Genomic DNA, 17,341 nt, shown 5'->3' on the forward strand with positions numbered 1-17,341 from the left:
TGATCACCACTCACGTTATACGTCTCGAGCCGGAGCGTTAGATGGCCGTTTCGAAAAACATCTATCAGACAAGGGCTTCCGACAGCCATGACGAGAACGACATTAACTTTAACCCGCAAACGAAACAAAGACGCTGAACCAGTGGCCAAGGAAGCCGAAGCTGTGTTTGAGGCTGATCCAAAAAAACGGTTTTTAAACGGTGTGGTTATCAATCCAGCGCCGGGGATTCGCTTGGAGTCAGGTTTGGAAAAACTCACGGTGCGTGCGATGGATTTGATCACGCCAATTGGAATGGGGCAGCGGGGTTTGATTGTTGCACCGCCGGGGTCTGGAAAATCGACGATCTTAAAAGATATTTGCCAGGCGGTGGGAAAGGCGTATCCCGAAATAAAACTTTACGCGCTATTGATAGATGAGCGACCCGAAGAGGTCACTGATTTCAGGCGTAGCGTCCCGGCTGAGGTACACGCCTCTTCTTCGGATGAAAGCTATGCTCATCACGTTCGCATTGCCGATGAGCTTCTTGATACCGCTCGCCAACAAGCTGGCGAGGGTCATAACGTCATGATTGTGATTGATTCCCTCACCAGGCTTTCGCGTGTACATAATGCACAGCAAAAGAGCAGCGGTCGTACTATGTCTGGCGGGGTTGATGCTCGAGCCATGGAGATCCCGCGGAGGTTGTTTGGCGCTGCACGAAACATTGAGAATGGCGGCTCGCTTACCATTCTTGCGACCGTTTTGGTTGATACCGGCAGCCGTATGGACCAGGTTATATTCGAGGAATTTAAGGGTACGGGGAACATGGAGCTTGTTTTATCAAGAGATGTTGCGAATCAGCGAATTTTCCCCGCGCTAGACATTTCGAAAAGCAGTACACGCCGTGAAGAGCTGCTGTTGGATCCGAAAGATTTAGACAAAACAAGAGCGTTGCGCCGGGCGCTTAGCGGTCTCAAACCGCTAGAGGGCACAAAAAAACTGGTTGAGCTGCTTGAGAAGTACCCCACAAATGCCGAGCTACTGAAAAACATCCCCGGGACGCCCATAGATTGAATCCGCAGAATCTGCATGGCGCTCGCTGTAGAGGTGATCTACGTAATCACTTTTAACCAAGCGCATGACCGGGGTCAGGTCTTGCCTTTTGCCCTCCCCCGCATCGGTGGTTGCCCAGAGCTGAGTTTATCGGCAACCTTGACCCTTTGCTTACCAAAGGAGCCAAGGAATGGCCCGACCTCTCAGACTGGAATTTGCCGGCGCGCTTTATCACATCACCGCCCGTGGTGACCGGCGTGAGCCTATATACGAAGATGACGATGATCGTACGGCGTTTCTTGGTTTGCTCGGCGAAGTCAGCCAGCAGCACAACTGGTTGTGTCACGCTTATTGCCTAATGGGCAATCATTACCACCTTCTGGTGGAAACGCCAGACGGCAATCTCTCCCGCGGCATGCGCCAACTGAACGGTGTCTATACCCAGAAGCACAATCGACGGCACGGCCGGGTAGGCCATGTATTTCAGGGACGCTACAAAGCGATCCTGGTCGAAAAGGAAAGCTACTTGCTGGAGCTAGCCCGGTATATTGTCTTGAACCCGGTGCGGGCCCAGATGGTACTTACTGCCGTCGAGTGGCCCTGGAGTAGTTATCGCGCGACGGTGGGACTCGAGGCACCGCCGGCCGGTGTGTATGTGGATTGGATACTGGCGGCATTTGGCGATGATCGCGGTAAGGCTATTGATGGGTACAAAGGGTTCGTCGCCAACGGGAAGGGATTACCCAGCCCTTGGCAGGAACTGAAAAATCAGATCTACATGGGCAGCGAGCAGTTCGTCACTGATATGCAGCAGGAAATCGATCTGGCACAGAGGCTGGATGAGTTTCCAGCCAGTCAACATAGACCTCCGCCACTGCCACTCGAGCACTACGCTTCGGCAGCGGCTCATCGCGACGCAGCGATCTTGCAGGCATATCAGAGTGGTGGCTACACCTTACAAGCCATCGGTAACCACTTTGGCTTGCACTACTCCCGAGTAAGTCGGATTGTCAGCAGGGCAAAAAGCAAGACCTGACCCTGCCCCATGCATGTAAATCATGTGATAGGGCTTCTCGCCTGGATAGCTCAACAATCCCAAGGTACAAACCTAGGCTCTCCGTGAATATCCGTTAAAGTCATAAGAGCCCTCGCCGATAATAATATTTGCATCTATATTAAAAAAAGGCCGGAAAAGTGGCGCTTACCCAGGCTTCGAAGGGAGCCCCGTGGAGGGGAAATGAATTTTCTGCACAACATGAAGATTGGCTCCAAGATTTCTGCAGGCTATGGGTTGATACTGGCGCTCATGTGCGCCGTTTCGATAGTCGCTTATTTTAGTGTCTCCTCTCTTATCCAAGCTTCCAACTGGGTGGAACATACACACCAGGTGATCCGTAATGCTGAGGCGGTCAGTGCAGCAATGCTGGATATGGAAACCGGCCAGCGCGGATTCATGATTACCGGGCAGGACGAATATCTGGAGCCATACAACGCGGGTAAAGAGCGCTTCGCAGCTTTGATTGAAAGCGGTCAAAAGCTCACCAGCGACAACCCGGCACAGGTGGCGCGCTGGAAAGAGGTAGATAGACTGCAAACAAGCTGGCTGACCGAGGTAGCAGAGCCTGAGATCAGCGCGCGTAGAGAGGTAACTCGCGGTGCAGAGGCCGTCCAGCACTTCAAGGACATCTCCTCACGTACTGTGGGTAAGGACATTTTCGATGGTATTCGGGCTGCGCTGGCGGGTCTTCAGTCGAAGTTTGAAAGTGAAAGCAATCCACGTGGTACCGAGCTAATCACCTTGATCACGCTGGACCTGGTCAACATGGAGACAGGACAGCGTGGTTTTCTGCTGACCGGTCAGGATGTCTCGCTTGAACCCTTTGTGCAGGGGCAGGTCAGTCTTGAAGGTCATATAGCGGACCTTAAGCGCGTGGCCAGGACCTCTTTTGTTTCTAATGCCGAGGTTCAGGCGCTCGAGAGCAGTGTTGCCGCATGGATCCGCGAGGCGGCGCAACCCGAAATCGACGCCCGTAGAGAGATGAATCTTTACCCAATGACCATTGAGGGTGTGACGACTCTGATGCGCGAAGGTAAGGGCAAGTTTTATATGGACAAGATTCGAGGCGTAGTTAAAGACCTCGTTGAGGCGGAGGAGCTTTTGATCGCCGTGCGCGCAGAACAGCAACAAAACGCCTCATTATTTGCGAAAAGCTTCAGTATTTTCGGCACCTTGGCTGCGATCGTACTGGGCGCAGTCATCGCGTTCTTTGTTATCCGCGGCATTACTCAACCGATAAGAGCATCCAATGCGATATTACGCGACATCTCTGAGGGCAATGGGGATCTGACCAAGCGAGTGGTAGTGGGGGGGCGAGATGAGATCGGCGAGATGGGAGAGTATTTCAATGCATTCATCGCCAAGCTGCAGACCATCATTATCGAAGCGGCGGACTCTGCAAACCAGCTTGCGATAGCTGCCGCACAGATGAAACAAGTTAGTTCGAACTCAAGTGAGAACATATCGAAACAGAACAGTGAGACCACTATGGTGGCCGCCGCAATTAACCAGATGACGGCCGCTGTTGAGGAAGTTGCACGCAACACTGTGTCTGCAACTAACGCGGCTAATGATGCGGACGCAGAGGCGACTGAAGGTAATAAACTGGTTAATGAAACCCTACTGGCACTCCGAGCGCTCGCAATCGATATGACGGAATCGGCAGCGACACTGGATAAACTGAAATCACAAAGCGTTAATATCGGTGCCGTGCTAGACGTGATCAGAAATATTGCGGACCAGACCAATTTGCTTGCGCTTAACGCGGCTATTGAGGCGGCCAGAGCCGGCGAGCAAGGGCGAGGGTTTGCCGTTGTTGCCGACGAAGTAAGAACGCTGGCTCAGCGTACGCAGGAGTCGACAGCCGAAATTGAAGTGATTATTTCGGAACTGCAAGAGGGGGCTGGGAATGCTGTTAGCATCATGAATGCGAGCAGGAATAAGTCAAACGCGACACTTGAAAAAGCCGAGCAAACAGGGGAGTTTCTGGCGTCGGTGACAAAGTCCGTCAATACCATTCTTGAAATGAGTACGCAGATCTCAGCCTCCGCGCAGGAACAGTCTTCGACTACCCACGAGATCAACAGGAATATCACCAACATCCAGATGGCATCCGACGAGACAACGGCAGGCGTACAACAGACCGCGCGTGCCAGCCAAGAGGTCGCGACTTTAAGTGCCGATCTGCAGAGGCTAATGAGCAATTTCAAAGTATCTTAGCTGCGGCGAACGCACGTTATTTTGTTTTGTAGTCAACAAGCATCATGGCGCTGTGCATTGTTAGTTCAGTTAAGGATAACTCGGCTTATTGCCGATTTATAAGGGGCTAGCTATGAGCGAATTACTTGGGGTCAGATGAACATTCCCCAGTTTCTGTGAACTGGTCCTCGCCCCTACTCTTCCTTCGTTAAACGCAGCCTGCAAAGATTCATCTTAAACATCGGAAAGGATTCCACATGGCCAGGCGGCGGCGACTCAGTTACCCAAAAATAACCCAGCACCTGATCAAATGAGGGAACAATCGCATAGTCTTTTTCGCTGAAGAGCAGACATGTTCACCTTCGGATATTAGTTTTGCGATAACTGCGACGAATATAGCGTGGCCATTCATTCATGGGTTTTCATGACCAACCGTATTCACCTACTCGCTACGCCCAACGGCCCTGGCAGCATTGATTTGATGATACCGGCGGAGGGACGGCGCTATGTTCGTTACTTCATGTGAATAAATGGGGTCAGATGAGAATTTCCGCGGGATCGGCCGTGTAGTTGCTTTCGGGATTAATGTTCATCTGACCCCAATTTAAGAAAAATAAATCAAGGCTTAGCCCGGCTGCTGTGTGCTGCTTGCCTGCGCCGCCCGCAGCGCTTGCTTCAACTCGGTCTCGCACGTGATCAGCTGCTTCTCAGCCTCGACCCGCTGAAGTCGGCCGTCGTTGGCGATGCGAAGCGCGTCGTCGATGGTGGCGATGAGTGCGTCGTTGGCCTGCTTCACAGACTCGATGTCGACCACGCCGCGCTCGACCTGGGTGCGAATCACTTCACTGGAGGTTCGCAGCGCGTCGGCATTCGAGGTCAGCAGCTCGTTGGTGAGGTCGGTGGCCTGCTTCAAGGTGGTGCCGGCTTCCATTGAGCGCGCGATAGTGACGGCCATGGCCAGCTGTTGGCGCCACAGCGGAATGGTGTTGGCCATGGTCGAGCCTATCTTGCTCACCAGGGCCTTGTCGTTCTCCTGCACCAGGCGGATGGACGGCAGGCTCTGCATCGTCACCTGGCGGGTGAGTTTCAGGTCGTGGACGCGGCGTTCCAGATCGTCGCGCTTGGCGCGCAGATCACGCAGCGCCTGGGCCTGCAGCATTTCGCCGCTGCTCTCGGCGTCACGAGCCAGAGCCGGCAGGGTCTCTTCGTCAAGGCGGCGCAGCGATTCCTCTCCGGCGGCGATGTACACCGCCAGCGTCTGGAAGTACGCCAGCGTTTTGTCATACAGGCGATCGAGCATGCCGATGTCCTTCATCAGCGCGCTGGTGTGGTCGTCAAGGCGATTGCTGATGGCGTCGATGTGGCCGCGCACCTCTTCGTACTGCTGCAGGATGCGGGCGATGGGCCGGGCCCGGCCGAGCAGGCGCGCCAGAAAGCCGCGCTTGTGTTTCGGATCGAGCTCCTCCAACGGAAAGCCGCGCAGGGTCGTCACCATCTCGCTCAGCGCTTGACCGGCCGGCCCGGTGTCCTTGTTGCGCACGCCCTCCAGCATTTCGTCGGCCACCATGGTGACTTCGCCCTGGGCGGCCGTGCCGAAGAACAGGATGGAGTTGCTGTCGTTCAGGTCGATCTCTGCCAGTGCACGCTCGATATTGGCAAGCTCGGTACCCGTGGCGGCTTGGTAGGTCGTGATCGCGGTATCGGGCAGCGGCAGATCTACGCCTACACTGGAGCCGCTTGCGCTGGGCCCACTTGCACTGGAAATAGGTTCGTTCATGTCATGACCTCCTCAGTTTATGCCTTCGCGCTTGAGCCGCGCGTTTAAAACCTCGATCTCGACATCCAGTGTGAGCACGTCGTTTTCCAGCAGCTTCTGGTGCTGCGCCTCGAAAGTCTGTTCCATGTCGACCAGCAGTTGTCGGAAGTTTTGCTCAAGCGGGCGACTGCGGATCTGGCGGTGGGTACGCGCATACTCCACCGTCACCTTCTCGGCGCTGTCGAGGTACAGGTGCAGGAACCGCCGCGCCCGGGCGGCATCGCGCGGATCCCGCTCGATCTCCGCGAGGATTTGCTTGCCAATGCCGATGATCCGTTTCAAGCGCTCGACGAACTCCGGCACGGCAATGGACCGGGCGGCAGCCTCGATGCCCTGCAGCCGCCCATAGGCCTGCTTGAGCTGGACGATGACGGCTTCGCGGTCTACCCCGGCCACCTCCGGCAGGTCGATGCGCTTGCGCTTGGGGTCGCGGCCATAGAAGCAGAAGTATCCCACCGCCGCCAGCGCAGCAAAAGCGCCGGCGCCAGCCAGAGCATGACCCCCGGCGGCAGCCGCGAGACCGGCGCCGAGCGCGGTGAGGATCGCGCTCACGGTCTTCAGCGGCACCGCCGGCGGATCGAGCTGTTGTCCTAAAAAGAAACGCGCCTGAGCGACCAGACCTCGCCAGGTGAGCACACCGGCGGCGAAGAATGCGAAGATGGCTCCGCTGATGGCGGCGAGCCGACCGACTTCGCCGGCGATGAGAGCCACAAAGAAGGCGATCAAAAGTGGAAACGGCAGCAGGAACAGCGCCGCCGATTTCAACACTGGCACCCAGGCCCGGCTCTGGCGTATCAATTTTTTCATGGCTTGGTTCAGTCTTCCGTCAATTCCACAACTGCCGGTAGCGACGGCAGCTCGGCCCCGTGGAACACCGCCTGGCAGCTCGCCACGGTGATGGTGGCCGTCAGCAGAAGCAGTCCGAGGACGCGGAGCGGAAATCGGGCCATTGGTGCCTCTGATGATGTGTGTAGGAAGTTATATATGGAGGTCTAAAGGAAATGCAGAAGTTATCTTCAAACCAGGGCGTTGTCCAGTTGCATGGCAGGCCACCCGCGCATCAGTCCCACGTATTCAACAATGACTAAAGCGCCCGAAAGGAATAAATCGGGTCAGAAAAACATTTTCCAATTTCTGCAGATGAGAATTTCCGCGGGATCGGCCGTGCAGTTGCTTTCGTGCGTGATCTGCTGCCACTTCGGTTGAATCAGGCCCCCTTCCTTGAACCACGTCCCATTAGCCATCAACCCTCTAAACATCAGGCCCAAACTAGCGTCCCACTACTTGGTTCATTGAGCCGCATCCGCCATACTCCTGCCATTCCAACAATGCAGGATGCACAGATGGGAATGGTGATTGCGGTGGTAGCGGGGCTACTTATCGGCTTCGCGCTGGGTGAGGTAGCAGCCGCGTTAGGGTTGGCGGTTTTGGCGGGCTTGTTAGTAAAGTTCCAAGAGCTGAGCCGGCTGGTCGACAGTCAGCAAAAGCAAATAGCCTTCCTGAACAAAAAGCTGACTGGTACCGCAGAGGCTGTCGCACCGTCAGCTGCGCACGCTGAACCATCGGTACAACCCATTGCTGCCCAAGCCGCGCCAGCGGCCGACGTGACCAGTCAAACAGCCACGCCGGACTCTACCCCTAGCGTTGCCCCACACGTTAATGAACCAACGGCGGCCGAGTCACCATGGGTTGAACCTGAGGTTGCTGCCAGCACTTCCCGGCCGGTCACCGCTACCACCTCCCCCGCTGCGCCCAGTACTGGCGATAAAATATTCGCACTTTGGGCAACGAGCGGCCTTGGCAAGCTGATTGCGCGCACCAATATGATTACTCGCGTCGGCATTGTGATTCTGTTTCTGGGCGTCTCCTTCCTGGTGCAATACGCTTCAGAGAACGTCAGTGTGCCGATAGAACTGCGTTTCCTGGGCATCGCTGCAGCCGCGTTTGTGGTGTTCCTGCTGGGCTGGCGTTTGCGGCATAGGCACCGCGATTATGCACTGTTGTTGCAAGGTGCAGCTGTGGGCACCTGGTATCTGGTGACCTTTGCCAGTATGAAGGTCTACCCGATTATGCCGCCCTCCTTCGGCTTCTTGCTGTTGGTGGGGTTGTCGGTGTTTGCTGCCTTGATGTCGGTGAAGCAGGACGCCAAGTCTCTGGCGGTGTTTGGTATTCTTGGCGGTTTTCTCGCGCCTGTTCTGGCATCTACCGGCGAAGGCAGCCATGTGATGCTGTTCAGTTACTACGCCATTCTCAATGCGGGTATTTTGATCATCGTCTGGTTCAAGGCATGGCGAGCGCTCACGCTGATGGGGTTTATCTTTACCTTTATTATCTGCGTAGCCTGGGGTGTCATGCGCTATCAGGCTGACCTGTTCGCCAGCACCGAACCTTTCCTGCTGTTGTTCATGCTGTTTTATGTGGCGGTGGTATTGATATTCGGGCTGCGCAAGCGCTGGCCCCCGCATCGGTTTATTGACGGCCCTATCTTGTTTGGCACACCAGCAATTGGTTTTGCCTTGCAAGCTTTGCTGGTAGAACAGTTCGAGTACGGCATGGCGTGGAGTGCGCTCGGTTTTGGTCTGTTCTATCTCGGCATCACTGCGATCTGGTGGAAGATGCTGACCGAGCGAGCGCTCTTGTTACGCGAGTCCCTGACTGCCATCGGCGTGGTGATGCTGACGCTGGCCGTCCCGTACGCGTTTGATCATAACGTCACTGCCTTGGTGTGGGCGTTTCAGGGGGCTGCAGCCATCTGGCTGTCGGCTCGACAACAGCGCAACTGGGCCGGACTCCTGGCGCTCGTAGTGCAAGTGGGCGCGGGCGTTTCATGGTTGCTGAGTACGCCTGCAGCGGGTGAGCATCTGTTTATCAATCCGGGCTATGCCAGCAGTTGCGCTATTGCCATAGTCGCGCTCTGGAGCGCATGGATCTTGCGCGCGCAGCCGGATAGCTACTGGGTGCGCTTGCTGCATCTACCGGTTCTGGATTGGGGATTGTTGTGGTGGTTTGCCGGCGGGCTCTGGCAAATGGGGGAGCATCTGTCACTCCAGCAAATGCTGCCGGGTGCGCTGTGTTTTGTATCGCTGAGTTTTATTGCCCTGCAATGGTTGCGCATGCGTTATCACTGGCAGGCGTTGGCACCGGTGTTGCTGGCATTACTGCCGTTAGCGGTGGGCCTGATCCTGACCCACAGGTATTTTGGCTCGCATCCGTTTTCATCCTTTGGCTATATCGCCTGGCCACTGACGTTTGTCACGCTGTATTGGCTATATAACCGGCGTGATTTTTTCAGCGGCGTGATCAGCAAAACAGAAAAGCCGTGGCATCTGGTGAGCTACCTGACCATGACCCTCGTTGCGGCGCTGGAAGTGCGGTGGCAGGTTCAGCAGCATACTGACGTGGATAGCTGGCACCTGATTGCCGTGGGTTTGGTACTACTCACTGCTATTGGTGTGGCGCTTAAAACAAGGCTTTGGCCCGTACACCTGGACCCACTTTATCGCCACAGCGCCGTGGCAATTCTGTTTGGCACGCTACTTGTCAGTACGCTGATCGGCTGTTTCATCCAGCCGTTAGTCGACCCTTTGCCTTACTGGCCCCTACTGAACCCGCTCGATCTTTGGCAGGTTGGCGTGCTGGTTTGTACCACCTTGTGGTGGCGCCGTGTTCGTCACGCGCTGCCTTCGGCCATTCCTCCAGTATCAGTTACGTGGCTATTGGCAGGGCTGGGCTTTATTTATCTGAACACATTATTGCTGCGCACCGTGCACGCCTTTACCGGGGTCGAGTTCCATATCGAGCACATGCTGCAATTTGACTTGGTGCAAACCTGCTTGTCGGTGCTCTGGACGCTGCTAGGCGTTGGTTTGCTTGTGGCGGCCAATCGGTCACTCAAACGAGACCTGTGGATGGTTGGCATGGCGCTGATAGCAATAGTGGTGGTCAAGCTCCTGCTCGTTGACCTGTCCAATAGCGGCACCATTGAGCGGATCGTGTCCTTTATCGTGGTTGGACTGCTGTTGCTCGGTGTGGGGTATTTGGTGCCACTGCCGGAGAAGCCGGGCGATGTTGAAAACAGCCGCGGGCGGGCCACTGATTGAGGTAAGGAATAAATGGGGTCAGATGGGCATTTCTTGAAGCGATACGCCCTACCACGCTGAGAGGCCTGGCTTTGGGGAAGAAAAGTTCAAGCGCGAAATAGAGACTCTGACCGGTTGATCGGCCAGTGGACAGAAACGAGGTCGACCCGCAAAGGATCCGAAGAACCACAGCTCATCGGATTAATGTTCATCTGACCCCAATTTAATCCCTTTTGATGGGCCAGGAAATACTGGAGCTTGCGAACATATGAGTTGCGATAAGGCGATGGATCCATCTCTCTAGCTATTTTCGCGGCGAGGCGCTCAGTCCCGGCTCACTATGGGCAAGCCTGTCAGGCGCTCTACTTCTTCAGTCGGCGGTTAAGGTTGTCCTGGCGCTTATTTAATCTCATTAGTAAAACGTCCAACGGCATCTACGACCTGTTTGGCTCCCGCGCGAATTTCGACGATGACCTCGCCTGCCTGATTGGCAAATGCCAGGCCCTTGGCTGCCTGTTCACGGCTGATCGCCATATCGCGAACAGCCTCATCCGCCAATGTTTGATTCTTTTCCACCACGCTTATAATTTCCTCGGTCGCCTTGCTGGTGCGGCCAGCTAACTGCCGCACCTCGTCGGCTACCACTGCGAACCCACGGCCCTGTTCTCCTGCACGGGCTGCTTCGATAGCAGCGTTGAGGGCCAGCAGGTTGGTTTGTGAAGCAATACCACTAATGGTTTGTACGATGGAGCTTATCAGCAGGGACTGCTTACCCAAGGCTTCGATACCTTGTGTGGCTGACTCAACCTGCTCTGACACACGATGCATGCTTCCTACCGTTTCCTGCACTACGCCGGCGCCACGCTCTGCGCTGCTATCAGTTTGCAGTGATACCTCATAAGCGATACTGGCAGCCTCGTTGACCTCCGCCTCGCGTGCAACCTGCTCGGTTACCACGCTGGCGAATTTAACTACCTTGGAGAGCTTGCCTTCCACGTCGTAAACAGGGTTATAAGAGGCTTCAAGCCAGACATCATGGCCCCGGCTGTCGACACGCTGAAAGCGATCAGACACGAACTCCCCGCGATTCAGAGTCTGCCAGAAGGACTTGTACTCGGGTGTTGACGAGGTGCCTGCAGGACAGAACATGCTGTGATGCTTGCCTGTAATCTGGTTGAGCGAATAGCCCATGGCCTCAAGAAATTGGTTGTTGGCAGTAATGATATTGCCTGCTAGATCAAACTGGATAACCGCAGTAGAACGAATCAGTGCATTGATGAACTCCTGGTTCTCCTGAGCTGCATGAATTCGTTTAGTGATGTCGCGGCCGTGCCCCTGAATACAAGACAGCTTGCCGGCGCGGTTTTTCAGCGGGTACCAGGCAATGTGCATCCAGGCCAGCGTGCCGTCCTGGCGGATGAAGCGATAGTCGTCTTGCACTGAGGTCCCGTTGGTAATGGCAGTCTGGAAGTTGCGAAAGCAATCAAGTTGCTTCACGTAGTCGGGGACTATTTCGCTCAGCGGGCGACCAAGGAGCTGATCAATTTTATAGCCCATAGCGTCGGCGAAATTCTGGTTGATGTCCGCAATTTTCAGATCGGACGTCAGCTTGATGGCCAGCACCTCGGATCGCATCATGGAAAATAGCTGGCGTGCTTGCTCCAACTCGTCTTCTTGATCTTGAAGTTGTTGTTTTAGTTTTTTGTTGAGCATGCTGTCGTCCATATTATTACGGGCTGTATGTGGATATCGGCGAGGCAGGGTATTCCTTGATATAGGCACCGATATTTAATTTCAGCTTAGCAGGCCAAGCCAGCCCGAACCGGCTAATAACAAGCCCATAAGCCGGTTGAAGCGTTGGAGGTGAATCCCTTTTTTCAGCCATCTACTTGCCTGAAAGCAAAAATGGGGTCCGAAGGACATTTCCCATTTCGCCAAACCCGCGTTTGCAGTATCTACGAGTCCACTCAGCGTCCGTGGCGGGTACGTGTTAAGCGCAAAAACGTATCCGCACAGCGAACGCTTCACGGTATCGCAGTTCAAAGACAATCCCACCGATGAAAGCTGCTCGGGCTGAACTTCTGTCACTATTTGGCATCCCAAGTATAGGAGACATAGGTTTCAAGTCTTGTCCTTTGCGCTCCGACGAGTTGGAGCAAAGTCATGGGGTTATTGGGGGCAGATCATGCTGCATCTGCCCGATATCACCGATAGCCTCGTGGCAACTGGGCTGACATCGCCCGAAATGCCAAGTCACAATTGGGGTCCTGACTCAGAGCCGGATGCAACGACACTGGTTCATGTCGCGACTACGCTGATAGTACGAACCAATCATGTGAACCGCTCCATGGGTCGGGCCGATATCGATCCATTCATACCTTCGGAAGCCGGCCATCGTAAAAGTGCCTTTGCGCACGACTATCTCCACCGGGACGCCCGAGGGCTTCGAAAAGCGATAAGTGGAAGGCCCTAGGTACAAATCCACCTTCCAATTTCGTCTGCAAATGTAATGGTCACGCATATGTTTCGCGCGAAGGCCCGAATCGTGGTTAGCCAATAAAACGGCAACGCTTCCAATACCTTACTGCAAATAACGAGGAGTTATAAAATGGCGATTACGCCCGAATCAGAAATGTCACCGGAAGTCCTTTCATGGCGCGATCCGGAAATGCCCTCAGTCAAAGGCACCGAAAAGCCAAAGGATCCAAGCAAGGGCTATATCGCCCTGCTCGGCTGGAGCGTTAATGCCATCAAGGCGGCACAGAACTTTGACCGCCGCTACATTGTTGTTGCGCCTGAGTGGGCCGCAGATTTCTGCACCGCTAACAACATACCTTTCATTCCCTGGGATTTTTTACGCCTCAACGACAAGTCTATGGAAATTGCGACCAGGCTTAAGGAAGAAGGCGTTGATGTTGCTGTCCCGCTGTTTGAGGAAACGGTTGAGTGGTCCGGTGCCATCAACTCGGTCCTTATGGATAGCCCTCGCATGTTCGGGCAGTCCATTCTGTTCCGCGACAAGGCCCTGATGAAGCGCCGTGCCCAGCTGGGTGGCATTCGCGTTGGCATCTTCGAGGAAGCCCACGAGAAAGAAGATATTGTTCGATTCATGAAGCGGGTTAACCAGACTCTGCTCAAGCTTGACGGCGACCCGGACGACCCTATTCACGTAAAGGCTTTCGACAAGGCCGGTTGCCTTGGCCACCGGATGATCCGCACGCTGGATGAAATTGATCAGATTCCTGACGAAGAGTATCCGCTGCTGATGGAAAGCCACCTCAGTGGCTGGGAATTCGCTGTTGAAGCCTGGATCCATGATGGCAAGATACAGTTCCTCAACATTTCCGAGTATGTGACCCTGGGCTATTCGGTATTTGTGCCTGCCACCCGAGAACTCGAGAGTTGGCGCGAAGCGATTACCAAGCAGATCGAACTGCTGATCAAAACCTTTGATATCAAGTTCGGCCTGATTCACCCCGAGTACTTTGTGACTGCTGACGGCGAGATGTACTTTGGTGAAGTCGCCTATCGCCCACCAGGCTTCAAAGCATTCGAACTGATTGAAAAGGCCTATGGATTCAGTGCCTACCAGGCTTCCATGCTGGTTTTTGATCCCAAGAGCACCAAAGAGGAAGTCGCTGCGTTCTTCCCCAAAGAAGTCGAGGGTGCAAAAGGGTACGCGGGTTGCTTCGGTGTCTATCCCCGCCGTCGCGTGGTCAGCAAGTTGGAAATGCCGAAAGAGTGCATCGACCATCCGTACTTTGATTACCACGAGCTGGTTGCACCGACTGAGGAGACAGTCCCGGACCGGAATGCCTTTGGTACCCACTGGGGTCTGGTGTTCTTCTTCGGGGACGATCCCATCAAGATGCGGGATTTGCTGAAGTCCCAGGAAGACCTGGATTTCTACGTTTAAAGACGCAGAGTCAGTTCACTGGGCATGGGTGGCCGGTTGATTGCCCGGTCGCCCGACTCAGTTGTTTTCAACTACCACACAGTCAGTCTCTCAACATCGGAGTGATTTTATGAAAATTGTTCGAGTACAAGACATTATTGGATCAGAGCGTGAGGTAAGTGGGCCGGGTTGGACAAGCCGCAGGATGCTGCTGAAAAAAGACCGCATGGGATTTTCTTTCCATGAAACCATTATTCCGGCCGGGGCCGAACTCAATCTCTGGTACAAGCATCACCTTGAAGCGGTTTACTGTGTTGCTGGCAACGGCAAGATCCTGGACAAAGCGACAGGTGAAACCCACGAGATCAGCGATGGAATTCTTTACGCGCTTGATAAGCACGACCAGCACACGCTTTACGGGGGCACAGAAGACATGCGCCTGATCTGTGCCTTCAACCCGCCCGTCACAGGCAGTGAAGTCCACGATGAAGACGGGGCATATCTGCCAGATACAGGCGAGTAACGAATAAATGGTGCAAATGACCAGTTCACAGCTTCTGTGAACTGGTCCTCCATGGGTCAATAAGACCTCGCTCAGAAGCCCTCAAGCACCAATTTACCCCGCGCCTTCCCACTCTCCAACAAAGCATGCGCACGCATCAAATTAGCCGCATTGATCACCCCGTAATGCTCACCCAAGGTGCTACGCAAGGCACCGGCATCCAGCAAGTCGGCGACCCGGTTAAGCAGCACGCCCTGCTCGGCCATATCAGCGGTCTGATACAGACTGCGGGCAAACATGAACTCCCAGTGAAAAGAGGCGCTCTTGCTCTTCAGTTGGGTGATATCAATGTTGTCGAAGTCATCGATTACACCCAACTTGCCCTGGGGCGCGATGCACTCGATGTACTGCGCGTAGTGGTCTTTGGTGTGCGTCAGCGAGGCGATCAGCTCAACGCTTTCTATACCTTGCGCCTGCAGTTGCACCAGCATCGGCTGACTGTGGTCGATCACATGATGCGCGCCCAGCTCCTTGGCCCATTCGGCGCTCTCGGTACGCGCGGCGGTGCCGACCACGGTCAGCTCGGTCAGTTGACGCGCCAGCTGCACCAGTATCGAACCCACACCACCAGCGGCACCGATCACCAGCAAGGTCTGCCCGGCACCGCCACCTTCGACCACGCCGAGACGATCAAACAGCAACTCCCAGGCGGTGATCGCGGTCAGCGGCAGCGCAGCAGCTTCGGCGTCGCTCAATGATGCCGGGGCGTGGCCGACAATGCGTGCATCCACCAACTGATACTCGGCGTTGCTGCCAGGACGGTCGAGAGCACCGGCATAGAAAACCCGGTCACCAGCAGCAAAGCCCTGCACAGCAGCACCCACGGCAACCACCTCACCGACCGCATCCCAACCAATAACCTGAGGCTCATCGATCGTCGCCGGACGATTGCTGCGAATCTTGGTATCTACCGGATTGACTGAGATGGCCGCCACTTTGACCAGCAGATCCTGCGGGCCGGGAGTGGGCTTATCCAGTTCAATATTGACCAACGCATCGGCGCGCAGGGTTCCAGCTTGGGTATAGGCGACGGCTTTCATGATGTTGCTCCGTTGATGAGGGATGGTGACGATATCGGAGGACAGCTTGACTTGATTGCTAAAGAAGAAAAATATGCATTAAAGCGAATCACTTTATTGGAAATCATGAAAATACAGCGTATCGACGATCTGGCCGTCTTTCTACACACGGTGGAGGCCGGCAGCTTCTCTGCCGCCGCACGCCAGCTAAACCTGGCACCCGCGGTCGCCAGCGCCAGCATCAAGCGCCTGGAAGAACAGCTGGGTACGCGGTTGTTTGAACGCACCACCCGGCGGCTGCGCCTGAGCGAAGCGGGTGAGCGCTACCTACCCCATGCACGAGCCGCCTTTCACGCACTGCGCGACGCCGAGCAGGCGCTGGAGGCCGACGCCAACCAGCAGCCGATTGATCTGGCCGTGCGCTACGGTCAGCCAGAGGATTCCAGCTTCGTCGCGCTGCCCCTGGCACCCGATAACCGCCGGGTGCTCTGCGCCTCACCCGCCTACCTCGCCCAGCACGGTAGCCCTCAAAACATCAGTGAGCTGAGCCAACACAATTGCCTGTGCTTCCGCCTGGGTGAGGCAGTGCACGACCGCTGGCGGTTCGCCGCCCCCGAGCACACCACCCTGCGCGTGCGCGGCGATCGCACCAGCGACGACGGCGACACCGTACGCCGCTGGGCCCTGCGCGGCCAGGGCATCGCCTACAAATCGTACTTGGACATAGCCCAGCATCTGGCCAGCGGTGAACTGGTGTGGCTATTGCCTGAGGTGACTGGTGAGCCATCGCCGCTAATGTTGCTGGTGATCAATCGGCGACGATTGAATCCGGCGTTAAGGCAATTGGCTGGAGAGATGGCGGCGTTTTGTCAGGGGTTATAGCAGCCCAATTCCACGCGGTTTTTCGGGTTTGAACTACTTCGGTCTGGAACAGCGATTCACAATATAAACCCCATGGCGGTTTGTGTATCCGAGGGGCTCAGCTGCATATCCTGCATGGCTTTGGCGAGAGTCGCGTAAGCATTGCTCAAGGCGCCGTTGAGCATAGCCAGCTCACTTTGCAATGCTTGCAAGCGCACTTGCTGCTCGTCGGGACTCATTCCTCTGTCCCCCTTCACGGCCTGCAATTCGGCCATCTTCTGCTCAATCTGTAACTTCAGGTCACGGATCGTCTTGAGCATCTGCTTGATGAGATCAGGCAAGCTGCTGTCATCAATGTCCTGATTCTTCTGGCCCTCTCCCGCCTTGCTTTTACCTAACGCCGATAACGTCACGCGAATGCCTTCCAGATCCAGAGTCTTTTCGCTTTTGCTCTCATCTACTGGGGACGCATCGGCAGAATTAGGCAAAACGGTATTGGTAGGTAGGGCTACCCGCGCCGACGGCATCAATCCGGGGTTGGAGGCCGAGATGGGAACAATCATGCTGCACACTTCCTCAAGACTAATACAAGCGCTATCGGCAGCATGCGTTTGGACTTGAGCAATCGCCTTCGCCAATTCATCTCGGACCATTACACTAGGACCCAACCACCCCACGCACTTTCCAGGTATGCCCTCAGGCCCCATTGTGAAACTCAGCAAACGCCTCAAGAAAATCAGATCCATGGTCCCACACGGTTATACCCATGTCAATGGCCATTAATTTTGACCCACTTTTGGCCAATAAAATTGACCCACTTG

General features: G+C 55.2%; 12 protein-coding genes. 7 read left to right on the top strand and 5 right to left on the bottom strand.

Features of this window, described 5'->3' with window-relative positions:
- The first annotated feature begins 141 nt into the window (after positions 1-141).
- From rho to AAC076_RS16750, 3 genes are all read left to right on the top strand, one after another.
- Positions 142-1,053: a transcription termination factor Rho gene (gene rho, locus AAC076_RS16740; protein ID WP_339847902.1), complete on the top strand. Its 912-nt coding sequence runs from the start codon at positions 142-144 to the stop codon at positions 1,051-1,053.
- A gap of 169 nt (positions 1,054-1,222) precedes the next feature.
- Complete coding sequence (locus tag AAC076_RS16745; RefSeq protein ID WP_339847904.1) at positions 1,223-2,068, top strand: transposase; 846 nt, start codon at positions 1,223-1,225, stop codon at positions 2,066-2,068.
- Positions 2,069-2,269: 201 nt separating this feature from the next.
- Positions 2,270-4,309, top strand: a complete 2,040-nt coding sequence (locus AAC076_RS16750) for a CHASE3 domain-containing protein (RefSeq protein WP_339847906.1) — start codon at positions 2,270-2,272, stop codon at positions 4,307-4,309.
- A 604-nt stretch (positions 4,310-4,913) separates the two neighbouring features.
- Here AAC076_RS16750 and AAC076_RS16755 read toward each other — a convergent pair.
- Complete coding sequence (locus AAC076_RS16755; RefSeq protein ID WP_339847909.1) at positions 4,914-6,065, bottom strand: toxic anion resistance protein; 1,152 nt, start codon at positions 6,063-6,065, stop codon at positions 4,914-4,916.
- A 12-nt stretch (positions 6,066-6,077) separates the two neighbouring features.
- Positions 6,078-6,911, bottom strand: coding sequence for a 5-bromo-4-chloroindolyl phosphate hydrolysis family protein (locus AAC076_RS16760; protein ID WP_339847912.1), 834 nt, complete (start codon positions 6,909-6,911; stop codon positions 6,078-6,080).
- 536 nt (positions 6,912-7,447) lie between these two features.
- Here AAC076_RS16760 and AAC076_RS16765 point away from each other — a divergent pair.
- Complete coding sequence (locus AAC076_RS16765; protein ID WP_339847914.1) at positions 7,448-10,204, top strand: DUF2339 domain-containing protein; 2,757 nt, start codon at positions 7,448-7,450, stop codon at positions 10,202-10,204.
- Positions 10,205-10,582: 378 nt separating this feature from the next.
- On the opposite strand, the gene AAC076_RS16770 is transcribed toward AAC076_RS16765, so the two are convergent.
- Positions 10,583-11,896, bottom strand: a complete 1,314-nt coding sequence (locus tag AAC076_RS16770) for a PAS domain-containing methyl-accepting chemotaxis protein (RefSeq protein WP_339847916.1) — start codon at positions 11,894-11,896, stop codon at positions 10,583-10,585.
- A gap of 895 nt (positions 11,897-12,791) precedes the next feature.
- On the opposite strand from AAC076_RS16770, the gene AAC076_RS16775 reads away from it, so the two are divergent.
- Together AAC076_RS16775 and AAC076_RS16780 are read left to right on the top strand one after the other, a co-directional pair.
- Complete coding sequence (locus AAC076_RS16775) at positions 12,792-14,099, top strand: carboxylate--amine ligase (RefSeq protein ID WP_339847918.1); 1,308 nt, start codon at positions 12,792-12,794, stop codon at positions 14,097-14,099.
- Positions 14,100-14,208: 109 nt separating this feature from the next.
- Complete coding sequence (locus AAC076_RS16780) at positions 14,209-14,601, top strand: ectoine synthase (protein WP_339847920.1); 393 nt, start codon at positions 14,209-14,211, stop codon at positions 14,599-14,601.
- Between the two features lie 71 nt (positions 14,602-14,672).
- On the opposite strand, the gene AAC076_RS16785 is transcribed toward AAC076_RS16780, so the two are convergent.
- Positions 14,673-15,680: a zinc-binding alcohol dehydrogenase family protein gene (locus AAC076_RS16785; RefSeq protein ID WP_339847922.1), complete on the bottom strand. Its 1,008-nt coding sequence runs from the start codon at positions 15,678-15,680 to the stop codon at positions 14,673-14,675.
- A gap of 105 nt (positions 15,681-15,785) precedes the next feature.
- On the opposite strand from AAC076_RS16785, the gene AAC076_RS16790 reads away from it, so the two are divergent.
- Entirely contained in the window at positions 15,786-16,541 is a 756-nt protein-coding gene (locus AAC076_RS16790; RefSeq protein ID WP_339847924.1) for a LysR family transcriptional regulator, read from the top strand.
- A gap of 56 nt (positions 16,542-16,597) precedes the next feature.
- On the opposite strand, the gene AAC076_RS16795 is transcribed toward AAC076_RS16790, so the two are convergent.
- Complete coding sequence (locus AAC076_RS16795; RefSeq protein ID WP_339847925.1) at positions 16,598-17,083, bottom strand: hypothetical protein; 486 nt, start codon at positions 17,081-17,083, stop codon at positions 16,598-16,600.
- Between the last annotated feature and the right edge of the window lie 258 nt (positions 17,084-17,341).

The organism is uncultured Halopseudomonas sp. (assembly GCF_963977355.1).
Lineage (GTDB): Bacteria > Pseudomonadota > Gammaproteobacteria > Pseudomonadales > Pseudomonadaceae > Halopseudomonas.

Bases quoted from the DNA above. Each gene is read 5' to 3' on its own strand.
- AAC076_RS16745 (WP_339847904.1), top strand. From the start codon at position 1,223: ATGGCCCGACCTCTCAGACTGGAATTTGCCGGCGCGCTTTATCACATC.
- AAC076_RS16750 (WP_339847906.1), top strand. From the start codon at position 2,270: ATGAATTTTCTGCACAACATGAAGATTGGCTCCAAGATTTCTGCAGGC.
- AAC076_RS16755 (WP_339847909.1), bottom strand. From the start codon at position 6,065: ATGAACGAACCTATTTCCAGTGCAAGTGGGCCCAGCGCAAGCGGCTCC.
- AAC076_RS16760 (WP_339847912.1), bottom strand. From the start codon at position 6,911: ATGAAAAAATTGATACGCCAGAGCCGGGCCTGGGTGCCAGTGTTGAAA.
- AAC076_RS16765 (WP_339847914.1), top strand. From the start codon at position 7,448: ATGGGAATGGTGATTGCGGTGGTAGCGGGGCTACTTATCGGCTTCGCG.
- AAC076_RS16770 (WP_339847916.1), bottom strand. From the start codon at position 11,896: ATGCTCAACAAAAAACTAAAACAACAACTTCAAGATCAAGAAGACGAG.
- AAC076_RS16775 (WP_339847918.1), top strand. From the start codon at position 12,792: ATGGCGATTACGCCCGAATCAGAAATGTCACCGGAAGTCCTTTCATGG.
- AAC076_RS16780 (WP_339847920.1), top strand. From the start codon at position 14,209: ATGAAAATTGTTCGAGTACAAGACATTATTGGATCAGAGCGTGAGGTA.
- AAC076_RS16785 (WP_339847922.1), bottom strand. From the start codon at position 15,680: ATGAAAGCCGTCGCCTATACCCAAGCTGGAACCCTGCGCGCCGATGCG.
- AAC076_RS16790 (WP_339847924.1), top strand. From the start codon at position 15,786: ATGAAAATACAGCGTATCGACGATCTGGCCGTCTTTCTACACACGGTG.
- AAC076_RS16795 (WP_339847925.1), bottom strand. From the start codon at position 17,083: ATGATTGTTCCCATCTCGGCCTCCAACCCCGGATTGATGCCGTCGGCG.